Origin of the sequence: Paenibacillus sp. GM2FR, assembly GCF_002803325.1 — a bacterium.
Taxonomy (GTDB): domain Bacteria; phylum Bacillota; class Bacilli; order Paenibacillales; family Paenibacillaceae; genus Paenibacillus_AQ; species Paenibacillus_AQ lautus.
The window spans coordinates 2946319-2958510 of the sequence record NZ_MKZM01000008.1; the positions used below are offsets into that span (position 1 = coordinate 2946319).

Annotated in this window: 9 protein-coding genes; 4 read left to right on the plus strand and 5 right to left on the minus strand. The window is 49.6% G+C overall.

Annotated features, from left to right (window positions below; all coding sequences use genetic code 11):
- Positions 1–64: 64 nt before the first annotated feature.
- The 4 genes from odhB to PAEVO_RS13130 all read right to left on the minus strand — a co-directional run bounded on the left by odhB (position 65) and on the right by PAEVO_RS13130 (position 5979).
- On the minus strand, positions 65–1339 hold the full coding sequence (odhB, locus tag PAEVO_RS13115) for a 2-oxoglutarate dehydrogenase complex dihydrolipoyllysine-residue succinyltransferase (protein WP_100537950.1): 1275 nt from the start codon (positions 1337–1339) through the stop codon (positions 65–67).
- A 5-nt stretch (positions 1340–1344) separates the two neighbouring features.
- Complete coding sequence (locus tag PAEVO_RS13120; RefSeq protein ID WP_100537951.1) at positions 1345–4221, minus strand: 2-oxoglutarate dehydrogenase E1 component; 2877 nt, start codon at positions 4219–4221, stop codon at positions 1345–1347.
- A 229-nt stretch (positions 4222–4450) separates the two neighbouring features.
- Positions 4451–5353 carry a DUF72 domain-containing protein gene (locus PAEVO_RS13125; protein ID WP_243390758.1) on the minus strand — a complete coding sequence of 301 codons (903 nt, stop codon included), beginning with the start codon at positions 5351–5353 and terminating at the stop codon, positions 4451–4453.
- 116 nt (positions 5354–5469) lie between these two features.
- Complete coding sequence (locus tag PAEVO_RS13130; protein ID WP_100537953.1) at positions 5470–5979, minus strand: metallophosphoesterase family protein; 510 nt, start codon at positions 5977–5979, stop codon at positions 5470–5472.
- Positions 5980–6223: 244 nt separating this feature from the next.
- On the opposite strand from PAEVO_RS13130, the gene PAEVO_RS13135 reads away from it, so the two are divergent.
- Positions 6224–6859, plus strand: a complete 636-nt coding sequence (locus PAEVO_RS13135; RefSeq protein ID WP_100537954.1) for a LysE family transporter — start codon at positions 6224–6226, stop codon at positions 6857–6859.
- Here the strand turns inward: PAEVO_RS13135 and PAEVO_RS13140 are convergent.
- Positions 6856–8232, minus strand: a complete 1377-nt coding sequence (locus tag PAEVO_RS13140) for an amino acid permease (protein ID WP_100537955.1) — start codon at positions 8230–8232, stop codon at positions 6856–6858. The two genes, PAEVO_RS13135 and PAEVO_RS13140, sit on opposite strands and share 4 nt — an antisense overlap.
- A gap of 223 nt (positions 8233–8455) precedes the next feature.
- On the opposite strand from PAEVO_RS13140, the gene PAEVO_RS13145 reads away from it, so the two are divergent.
- Genes PAEVO_RS13145 through PAEVO_RS13155 form a run of 3 tightly spaced genes read left to right on the plus strand, consistent with a single transcriptional unit; the run spans position 8456 to position 12116 of the window.
- Positions 8456–9571, plus strand: a complete 1116-nt coding sequence (locus PAEVO_RS13145; RefSeq protein WP_100537956.1) for a GerAB/ArcD/ProY family transporter — start codon at positions 8456–8458, stop codon at positions 9569–9571.
- Entirely contained in the window at positions 9568–10980 is a 1413-nt protein-coding gene (locus tag PAEVO_RS13150; protein WP_100537957.1) for a spore germination protein, read from the plus strand. Before PAEVO_RS13145 ends, PAEVO_RS13150 begins: the two co-directional genes overlap by 4 nt.
- On the plus strand, positions 10977–12116 hold the full coding sequence (locus PAEVO_RS13155) for a Ger(x)C family spore germination protein (protein ID WP_100537958.1): 1140 nt from the start codon (positions 10977–10979) through the stop codon (positions 12114–12116). The genes PAEVO_RS13150 and PAEVO_RS13155 overlap by 4 nt, the downstream gene beginning before the upstream one ends.
- Positions 12117–12192: the final 76 nt, after the last annotated feature.

The window sequence follows — 12192 nt, forward strand, 5'->3', positions numbered from 1 at the left end:
AGAAGGCCGCATGGCAATGTCCATGCGGCCTTCTTATTATGAATATGTCGCAAAGCTGGGATGATTAACCTTCCAACAGCAGCGACTCTGGATCTTCAAGGAGCTCTTTAACCGTTACCAGGAAGCGAACCGCTTCGGAACCATCAACGATCCGATGATCATAGGACAGTGCGATATACATCATAGGACGATTCTCCATACGCTCTGCATCAATAGCTACCGGACGAAGCTGGATTTTGTGCATGCCGAGGATACCCACCTGAGGCGTATTCAGGATCGGCGTAGACAACAGCGAACCGAAGACACCGCCATTCGTGATCGTAAATGTACCGCCTTGCAGCTCAGACAAGGACAGCGCATTATTGCGAGCCTTCGCAGCAAGGTTGCCGATTTCTTTCTCAATCTCGGCAAAGCCAAGACGATCAGCATCGCGAACGACCGGAACAACAAGTCCTTCTTTCGCGGATACCGCAATACCGATATCATAGAATTTCTTCACAACAATATCATCGCCATCGATCTCGGCATTCAGATGCGGGAACCTCTTCAACGCACCTACAACCGCTTTGGTGAAGAAGGACATGAAACCGAGGCCTACGTCATGCTTCTCCTGGAAAGCTTGCTTACGACGTTTGCGCACATCCAGGATTGCTGTCATATCCACTTCATTGAAGGTCGTCAGCATGGCAGCCGTATGCTGCGCTTCGACCAAACGATTCGCAATCGTTTGACGACGGCGGGACATGCGTGTGCGTTCTACCGGCTTTCCATACTCAGCGGCCGGAGCTTGTGCTGCCGGTGCAGCTGTGGAAGCTGCTGGCTTGCTTGGTGCTGCAGGCTGCTTGGCTTCATTATGATTCTTCACATCATCATGGTAAATCCGACCGATCGGGTCGCGGCCCTGTACCTGGTCCAGATCAATCCCGCGTTCACGAGCCAGTTTGCGTGCGGATGGCGATGCAGTCAGACCCGCTCCTTCCTCGTTCTGAGCCGGTACCGGAGCTTGCGGCTTCGGTGCTTCTGCCGCCGGTGCCGGAGCAGCCGCCGTTTGCGCGGATGCAGGAGCTTCAGCTGCCTTCGGTGCCGGTGCGCTTGCAACGCCTTCCTGCGGAGAAATTTGACCGATCACTTCACCGATCGTTACATTCTCCCCTTCTTGACGAAGGATTTTTTCCACAACGCCTTCTGACTCTGCGCTAATTTCAAGATTAACCTTATCCGTTTCTAACTCGAGCAGCACATCACCGATGTTAACGCTATCCCCTTCTTTAACGTGCCATTTGAATATCGTTCCTTCGGTGATGGATTCGCCCATAGCTGGTACAGTAATTTCGCTCACAGCCGCTACCTCCCCAATGAGATCTCTTGATTTATAGTTTTACGATTAAGGGCAAAAGAAATGATGGTCTGTTGCTCATAAGCATGAACATCCTGATAGCCGCTAGCAGGGCTCGAACGCTCAGGACGTCCGCTGTAACGGACCTCTGTGCCTTTAGGTGCAATTTCACGAATTCTTGGTTCCATGAAGCTCCAGCTGCCCATGTTCTGAGGTTCTTCCTGAACCCACAGAATCTCTTTCAGGTTCGGATACTTCTGCAATACACGGGAAATTTCTTCTTTCGGGAACGGATACAGCTGTTCCACACGAAGAATATGAATCCAGGACTGATCCTGATCCTTCTGTTTATCCAGTGCGTCCTCCAAATCGATCGCAACTTTCCCCGAGCATAGCACCAGGCGTTCCACCTTCTTCGGTGATTGGCCAAGACCCGGCTGTTCCATCACTTTCTGGAAACCGCCCTCACTGAACGCGTTCACAGGCGATGCCACGCGTGGATTTCGGATCAAGCTCTTCGGAGCCATGATCACCAGCGGTCTAGCATCTTCCGTTTCGGTCAATGAAGCCTGTTTGCGCAGCAGATGGAAATACTGGGCAGCGGAAGTCAGATTCGCAACCGTCCAGTTGTCTTCTCCACTCAGCTGGAGGAAGCGTTCCAATCTTGCACTGGAGTGCTCAGGACCATTCCCTTCATACCCGTGAGGAAGCAGCATCACCAAGCTGGACTTCTGTCTCCATTTCGAGCGGCCGGCTGTGATGAACTGGTCAATGATGACCTGGGCACAGTTAACGAAATCGCCATACTGCGCTTCCCAGATAACCAAGGTCTCAGGAGAGTACACATTGTAGCCATATTCAAATCCAACAACGGCTGCTTCGGTTAACGGGCTGTTATGGATCGCGAACGAAGCCTTAGCTTGCGGCAACCGGTGCAGCGGGCAGAAGGTCTCCCCATTAACCGCATCATGAAGCACGAGGTTACGATGGGCAAATGTTGCACGTTCAGCATCCTGTCCCGTAATCCGGATCGGCTTGCCGTCTGCAAGAATCGTAGCGAATGCCAGCGTTTCGGCATGGCCCCAGTCCACCTTCTCGCCTTCGTCGAGCGAGTTGCTGCGGCGCTCGAGGATACGTTGAAGCTTCGGATATACCGTAAAGCCTTCCGGCCACTGCAGGAGCTCGCGATTAATCCCGCGCAGCACTTCTGCAGATACATTCGTAGCTGCTTCGGTCTTGGATTTACCGTCCGTAGCGTTCAATCCAAGCAGGATCTGATCAACAGGATCCTTCAACTTCACGCTCTCGTAAGAATTCTTCAGGACCTCCAGGACGCTATTCTTCAGACCATCCACTTGTTCTTGGGTCAGAATGTTTCCATCCACCAGCTTCTTCATATAAATCGTGCTGACGGTTGGATGATTCTTCACCTTCTGATAGATCAGCGGCTGGGTTGTTTCCGGATCATCGGTTTCGTTGTGGCCATATTTCCGGTAGCCCACAAGATCGATCAGAATGCTCTTCTTGAACTTGTTGCGATAATCGCTCGCAAGACGAGCAACCGCGATACATGCTTCCGGATCATCCGCGTTCACGTGGATAATCGGAATCTCATATCCTTTCGCCAAATCACTCGCATAATGAGTCGATCTGGAATCTCTGCCTTCCGTCGTGAATCCGATACGGTTATTCACGATAATGTGAATCGATCCGCCCGTACGGAACGCCGGCAGTTTATTAAAGTTCAAGGTTTCCGGCACGATCCCTTCGCCAGGGAACGCGGAATCACCATGAATCTGAATGCTAAGCGCTTTGTTTACATCCTGCTTCGGATATCCCGCTTCACTGCGATCCTCCTGAGCAGCACGAGCAAAGCCCTCTACCACCGGATTGACATATTCCAGGTGACTCGGATTGTTCGCGAGGGTAATGCGAACCTGCCGTGCTTCATCCTTCTTCAGATAACGGTCCGCACCCAAGTGATACTTCACGTCACCTGTCCAGCCGTAGTTAATGCCCATGGAGCCTTCGGATGGAACGAGATGTTTATTCGGAGAGTGCATGAACTCCGAGAAAATCTTGCTGTAATCCTTGCCCAGCACATGAGCCAGGACGTTCAAACGACCGCGGTGCGCCATTCCCACGAGGATGGAGTTAACATCCACTTCGGCCATTTGACGAACGATCTCGTCAAGCAGCGGAACGAGTGCTTCGTTGCCCTCAACCGAGAAGCGTTTCGCACCTACGAACGTACGGTGCAGGAATTCCTCGAATTGCTCGGCCTCAAGCAGCTTCTTCAAAAGCCCTTTGCGCTCGTCTACGCTCATGCCGGACAAATAACGTCCCGATTCGGCCTGCTGATTGAGCCATTTGCGTTCTTCTTCATCGTGAACGTGGCTAAATTCATAGGCAATGGAGCCTGTATATAGTTGTAACAGCCGCTGGATTGCCTCTAAGCCATTCTTGATATCGCTAGGAGCCTCCTCCCAGACGATCTCTGCAGGCAGGGCTGCCAAATCCGCTTGGCTGAGTTGGTAGCTTTCTGGTTGAAGCAGACGCGTGTCAGCTTCGTTTCCAATTCCAATCGGATCAATGTCGGCGGCCAGATGACCGTAGGTTCTAATGTTCCATACCAGTTTGCCGGCAGCTACCCCTTTTTTCAGTAATTGCGGGTCGTAGCTAACACCTTGTCCCTGCGAATCCGCTTTCTTTTCATTGTTTTCCAAAGATGGAGGCGGTCCCCAGCTGGAGAACAGCTCACGGTATCCTGGCTCCACAGATTGCGGGTCTTGCAAAAACTTCTCATACTGATCTTGAATGTACCCCAAGTTCGGACCGTGATATTTCTGCCAAGGTCCCTCTGTCATTCTGTCAAGGGTCTTCATCGCTGACTCCCTCCGTCAGATTATTTTGATTGCTCAAGGACGGAATTTCTAATTTTACATTTTACATTAAATAAACGTTTTCTTACGATTACATTATAATACACTTGGCCTCAATACCGAAAATACCCTTTATATATAATAATGATCTCAGAAACAGATGAATTTGCGTCAATTTTTTGACGATTTGTCCGTGACCCTCCCATTTCCCTGTACATGATTCCAATTAAAGTCATTTATCTGAAAAAATATCCACTTCCAGCCAGTCCATCTGCCGCAGCGGTTCGGGGCCGGTATCCATCCCCAGCAGCTGGAGAAGCTGTTTGGCGTTGTCGGAAGCATCGCCCCCCGAATTGTTGTTGAATATAATCCAGCACTGCTTCGACTTCTCAAGCAATTGCTCTATCCATTCCTTCCACTGCTCCAATTCCTCTAAGCTGTAACGATATAAATATCGCACCTCGCGCCAGTTGGGCTGACCGCTGGAGTGCCACCCTTCGGCGTTACGTCCATGCATCCGGATCATCACAGCCTCTGTACCCGATGTCTCAAGCACGACCGGTACGGATCCAATGCCTGCTTGCGGCTCGTCGGCAATGCTGTGGATCCAGCCCTCGCTTCGCATAAACTCAAGCGTCTTCTCCCGAAACTCCGGCGCATACCAGCTCTGATGCCGAAATTCCAGCGCTATCGGAACATCCTTCATCCACTCCCGCGTACGCTTCAGAATGTCCACATGTTTGCGTTCGCAACCGAACCATGGCGGATATTGAAAAAGAACGGTTCTTAATTTGCCCGCAGCCCGCAATTCCTCGACTGACGTGAGCAAATGATCAAACATCGTTTTGACGCTCGGGTATCTGTCCTTGCCCTGGCCGCGTGCATGACCCGTCATGCCTTGATAAGCTTTAACAATAAAACCAAAGTGGTCTGGGACGGCAGCTGCCCACTTATTCATTTGTTCCGGTGAAGGTATGGCATAGAACGAGTTGTCCATCTCCACGATGGGAAAATGTCGGCTGTACATTTCCAGCCTGTCCGAAGGCCTCGCCCCTTCATCATACAGCTTGTCATGATCTCCCCATCCGGACAGCCCAACCTGAATCACATGCTCATGCTTTTCTTCCTTTAACATAACAATCCTCTCATCCACATGATTTACCATATCGGGGACTTCTATTAATTAACCTCATACGGGATCTTTCAAAAGCAGGCAACCCCTTACTGATTTTACCAACGCCTTCATAAACGTTACTTCTGATCGTAAAAAATATGATGCGCCTCCAACGCTCCGTTTAGGATGAGAATCCTCCCATAGGAGTACCTGGGCTGGCGCCTTTTATCCGTGGCGGAACCGGGATTGAAGAGCAGCACCCCTTGTTCATGTTCTTTAAACGGGATATGGGAGTGACCGAACAAGATACAGTCCACCTCCGTGTCAGCAAAAGCTTTCCTTGCCCGGGAGGGGGTTGTTCCTCCTTGTCCGTGCCCATGCACAATACCGATGCGTTTGCCTTCGATTTCGACCAGCTTCTTGTAACCTAACCGTTCTATGATCCGCTCGTCGTCAACGTTTCCGGCTACTCCTTCCACCGGAGCGTATTGACTAAGCTGTTCATAGAGCTCCCAATTGGACCAGTCTCCTGCATGAAGAATAAGATCCGAATGTCTTACATCTTCAAGCAGCGAGGCTGGGAGCTCTTTCGCTTTTCTTGGCATATGGGTGTCTGACAATACCGTAATCCGAAATGGATGACTCATCTTGATTGACCCCTTCTTCATGATTTGAAATGCTGGGATATCTGCCTTCTGACACTAATTTATATCCTACCAAATAAACGAATTCAAATAAAACCGCGCAGGTGAACTGCGCGGTTTTGTTGGTCTGTTGCAGACAGAAAAAATTTCCAATCATAAGTTTTAGTTTGTCCTGGTGCTGAATACAATGTACGAGCATGAAGGTACAAGCTTTCTTATCTATGTTCATGACGAGAGGTGGAAGTCAATGAGTATTTTTATAAGCTACATGATTCTGGGACTTTCTCTATCAGCCCCCGTAGGCCCGGTCAATGCAGCGCAGCTCGACAAGGGGATCAAAAAAGGTTTTTGGCATGCATGGCTGTTCGGAATCGGTGCGGTCCTGGCGGACATCCTTTATATGATCCTGGTCTACCTGGGCGTTGTTCACTTTCTGAATACACCGTTCATGCAGACCTTCCTGTGGCTGTTCGGCGCCTTTGTTCTTATCTATTCCGGGCTGGAAAGCATCCTGAATGCCAATAAAGTGACGATCAGTCAAGACAGCAATGAAGATTCGTTGTGGAAAAGCATGCTCTCCGGGTTTCTCATGTCCGTGTCCAATCCGATGACGATCCTGTTCTGGCTGGGCATCTATGGCTCAATTCTCGTTAAAACCGCAGCGGACGACGGATCCGCCAATCTGTTTCTCTACAGCGTGGCCGTCATCGCCGGGGTTGTGATATGGGATTTGTTCATGGCTGCCCTCGGCAGTGTATTCCGCCGATATTTAAGCAATAGAGCGCTCTCCCTGGTCTCCATTCTTTCCGGAATCTCGTTGATCATCTTTGGCGTCTATTTTGGAATTCGGGCTCTCGCCCTGCTATATCCGCTCATATTCTAACGGGCTGGTTTGGGACGAAACTTGGGCTTGTCCGCCTCCCTGGCGTGGCCTTGGCCGGATTTCTTCCACACGGCGCGCATGCATAGGACAACCAGACCGATTACCAGGATAAACCCCAGACTGATCCAGAGCCCCGGGCGACTTGTGGGGTGCAGTGCGGTTCCACTGACCGCTCCCGCGATTAAAAGCATCCCGATGTATCTTTTGATCTTGCCCCAAACCGTAAGCTCTATGAGTCGGCCTGCCGATATGAGGATGAAGAACCAGTTATACAGCAGCATTAGTCCTGCACCCGTGGTCAGATACTCATAAATCTTGCCTGGCATGAGCAGAGACAACACAATCGATACAATCAATCCGATAGCTGTAAGGGATAGTGCGTATATGGGCGTATCCCGCTTAAATTTTTTCCTGGAAAAAAGCTTGGGAGCGTCCTTATCTTCAGATAACGTAACGAGCATCGTGGTCACAGCATACAGCGAAGCCACCATGGTTGAGAAACCGGCTATAATCAATACAGCATTAAATATATGCGGGATAAAAGGAAGCTGGTAGGAGCTTAGCGCCACAACAAAGGGACTTTTCGTCGTGGAGAATTGGTTCCAAGCCACCATAATCACCGCCATGCCAATCGAAAGTACGTATACGATGGATAGCAGCAGAATCATCACTCTACCCGCTTTGGGCGCTTCCTTCGGATTCTTCAAGCGAATCGCCATGACCCCCATGACTTCAATTCCGCCAAAGGCATAAAATGCAAAAATTAGAGACGACCACATGCCCATGCCACCTGCCGGAAAAAAGGCATTGAAACTGCCTGGAACGTGCGGCTTCGTCCCTCCTTTTAACCACCCCATCAAAGCGGCAGCAGCAATAACGAGAAACATGACAATCGCGGCGACTTTAATCACGGCCAATACATTCTCCAACCGGTCGAAGCCTTTGTTCCCGATCCATATGACAAACAGTCCCAATACGGCAAAACCTGACGCAAATATCCACATCGGAACGCCTGGAAACCAAAAACGCGAGAATATCGCAAGCGCCGTCATCTGGCTCCCCATAATCAACACTTCGGAACACCAGTACATCCACCCTGTAGAAAAGCCTGCCCATCGGCCATAGGCTTTTTTGGCATAGGTTCGGAACGAGCCCTTCTGCGGATCGTCGGCCGTCATTCGTGACAGCACATCAAACACAAAGAAGGTGGCTGTCGCCGCCAATATAATCGAAAGAAGAAAAGCCGGTCCTCCAAGCCGGATACCTAATGCGGATCCAAGAAAATAGCCTGTGCCGATCGTTGATGCAACCCCCAGCAGCGATAGCTGCCACCATCTCAAGTTCCCTGCCTCCGTCTTCGCCCCTTTGTTCACGGTTCAGTCCTCCAGATTATTGTTATGGGTTCGTTCAAAACTTTCCTTATTATGAAGGGAACCTTCGTGATTTATGTACCGCGGATCCCAACCTAAAAATGCCTTATGGCAAAGAGAAGCAATGGAATTAAGCACATATCCAGCCTGTGGCTGGGTGCTCTCGCATATTTTGGTTGTTCCCCGAGAAACCTAAACGAAAGAAAGCTGAATTGGGGGATCACAGATGTCAGGAGCTCGCGGTATTCCAACAAATCAGGCGTTTATGATTATGATGCTTACGGCCGGCTTGACCAATCATGTCATGATCATACCTGTGCTTCTGGAGAAATCCGGACGGGATGCCTGGATCACCATTATCGTGTCAGCCGTATTATTCATGCCCTGGATTCTGCTTATTTACCGGATCATTCAAAAGGTCGGCAATCGTTCTATCACGCAAGCGTTGGACGAAAGCAGCGGCAGAGGCGCTCGAATACTGGCGATGAGTATGTCCGGTCTGTATTTTTTCACCTTTGCCTTTTATACCTTAAAGGAAGTTATCGATTGGACAAAGTCGACCTATATGATCCAAACTCCCGTTATTGCTACCGCGTTGTTACTCGTGGTGTTATGTCTTGTCAGCGTAAATCACGGCATAAAGACCATCGGCGTTTCAGCCGGAATCTTGCTTCCTTTCGTTGTAATGCTAGGCATATTCGTATCCTTGTCCAACCTGAAAGTGAAAAATTACAGTTACTTGCTCCCTGTACTTGAGGGCGGCTTTATGCCGGTGCTGAGCGGAATCCCGACCATGTTGGGGGGGCTGTCCCAATTTATCTTGATCTTGTTTCTGCGGCCTCACCTGCAGAAAAAGCCCGGTTTCCTTACCATCCTGCTCATCCATCTTGTTCTCGTATTCCTCACGTTTGGACCCACGATCGGCGGCATTGCCGAATTTGGACCCGAAGAAATGAAGCTTCAGCGTTATCCTGCCTATGAACAGTGGCGTCTCGTAAAGTTAGGAAAATTCGTGGAGCATGTCGATTTTTTATCGATTTTCCAATGGCTTAGCGGAGCTTATGTCTCGATTTCGATTTCGATTTTTTTGCTCTGCGAAACCGTTCTTCCCAAGTCCAGGCAAAGTGTTGGCGTATTAGCCGTCTCCACGCTGCTGATCATTCTGTGTGCCTCACCGATCAGCAATTTGAAAATGTACTATGCCATGGCCGACTACTTCTTGCCCGCATCCGCTGTCTATATCACCGTCTTAAGTCTGCTCTTGTTCTTCTTGATCCGCAAGCCACAACAACAACAACAACAACAACAACAGACTTCAGCGAAAGGAGAATCTCAACAATGACCATAACAGAACAACAACTCCGAGAGCGTTATGCCGATTCCGATGACATCTATATCACGTCTTATCCGGGTGCGGAAGGCGATACGCTGCCATGGGCGATCATGGTTTACAATCCGATGATGTGCGATCCGCAGATGATGTCCAAGATTCTGCTGCCTGTTATCAGCAAAGAATGGAATTTATCCGTTCCCCAGAAGCAGCCGTTCGATCCAAATCTTCTGGATTATCATCTTACCCTGGACTCTTCGGAGTCCAACATGGAATCGTTCGATGATATTGTTTACTCTGGCTATGTTGCGTTGTATTTTCCTAAGGAGAACAAGCTGTATTCTTACAGCGCTAGTAAAAGTATTACACGTGCACCGGAAGAGAGTGCCTCCGTAACCTCTGTCAAAGGACCTCGCGACGGATTTGTCGAGGAATTGGATATCAATGTATCGCTTATACGGAAACGGTTGAAATCTCCCGAGCTTGTCTACTCCTCCTTTAAGCTGGGCGACAAGAGCAAAACCTCCGTCGGCATCATGTATTTAAAGGACAAGGTGATACCGGAGACCGTCAAGGAGGTCGTGGATAAACTAAATCATTTCACTGGGGACCCTCCCGTGGGCATCGGCGAGCTTGCAGAACATTTATCGCCTTATCGCTTCACGGTCCTCCCGATGTTCGATTATACGGGCAGAACGGATTTAGCATACGATTCTTTAACGCGCGGACGTTTAATCATTATTATGCAGGGAAGTCCCGTGATATTGATTGCGCCTGCCAGCTTCATGCAGCTGGTGTTTGCCGCGGAAGATCCCCAAATGCCGTTTTATTTCGTCATGCCTTGGAGAATTTTAAGGCTGGTTGGATTCTTGCTCTCCGTTCTGCTCCCAGGATTTTATATTACTTTGATGTCGTTTCATCAGGATCAAATTCCTTTTCCCTTGCTCGCAACCATTGCCAACACCCGGCTAGGAATGCCCATACCGACCGGAATCGAAATGCTGGTCATTCTGTTCCTGCTCACCTTGCTGCGGGAAGCTGGCATGCAAATGCCCTCACCCATTGCATCCACCATTACGGTTGTTTCGGGTATCATCATCGGTGACGCTGCGATTCGGGGCGGCTTTTTCTCGCCGACGATGACGGTAGTCGCTGCACTTGCCTTTGTTGCGGGCTCCACTCACTCCAATCAGGATTTTGTTGTCTCTCAGACGATTCTTCGCTTTTTTGTCCTTACCCTGTCCTCCCTGTTCGGGTTATTCGGCTTCTTCATATCGGTCTTCATCATCGTTCAGTATGCAGCCCACCATAACCCTTTCGGACAGCCATACCTTGCCCCCTTCTCCCCCTTCTCTAAATCCAAAATCTTGGGCAATCTCATGCGAGTCCCGGGGAAACGAAAAAAAGGCGGCGCGCTATGAAACGGGCATGGATTCTCGTATGTATAGTATCTTTGCTGCTCTCAGGCTGCTGGGACAACAAAGAAGTTCAGGATATCAACTATATTACGGCTATGGGCGTCGATTATAAGGACGACAAGTATATTATCTATGTGCAGATGCTGGACTTCGCAACGATTGCCAAACAAGAAAGCAGCAAGCCAACGGAGAAAGCGCCGATTTGGGTCGGCCGAGGAACCGGCACCACTTTGACTGAAGCCCTGATCGATTTATATACATCGAGTCAGCAGCGGATCTCTTGGGGCCATGTCACGGCCTTGGTCCTTTCGGAATCGGTGTTAAAACCTAAGCAGTTGTCCCAAGTGTTCGATTTGACCAACCGTTCGCAGGAAATCCGTTACACGAAATGGATTTATGGCACCCAGGATAAAATGGAGGATCTCTTTACGGTGTCGCCGTTCTTCCAGCTCTCACCCCTGCATTCGCTGCTTCATGAACCCAGAGAAAGCTATATCCAGTTCTCGTTTATACGTCCGATTCAATTCGTGAACTTTATTCGTCTCTACCGGGAAAAAGCCGCTACCGTCGTATTGCCCTCCCTTCATATTTCGGCTCAAAATTGGTCGGAAAATTTGAAGCAGCATCCGATTTTAGAAGTGAACGGCGGCTTTCTTATCAAGAACAAGGAATTGATGGGTTGGCTCAAACGATCCGATCTGCTGGGCATCCGCTGGTTAGCATCGCCTCAATCCCACGCTGCCATCATTGTTCGGGGCAACGACGAAGCCGTCGGGAGCATACGGCTGGAGAAGCCCCAATCCTCGATTGAAGTTATCCGTAAACCAAATGATGCGTCGTATCGGATCAAGCTGAATATCATCGGGACGGTACAGAATATGTACAAAAAGGTGGGAATTAAGGAGATGAAGCGCCTAACGGAAGATACTCTGCGAAAAGAATTGTATAATACCTTCCATAAAGCAGCATTGATCCACGCGGATCCCTACGAGCTATGTCTCCAATTGTACCGGATCGATCCGAAGCTCTGGAAGAAATTAGAGAAAGAGAAAAAGGATATCTACGACGAAACGTCGCTCGAGTTTGACATCGATGTCAATATCCGATACTGGGGACAACGCAAAAGCCTGAACCGATAAGGGGCTTCCTGGACTAGCTGCTGTTCCCCGAAATGTGATAACAACCAAAAGAAGCAGACCTTTATCGGCCTGCTTC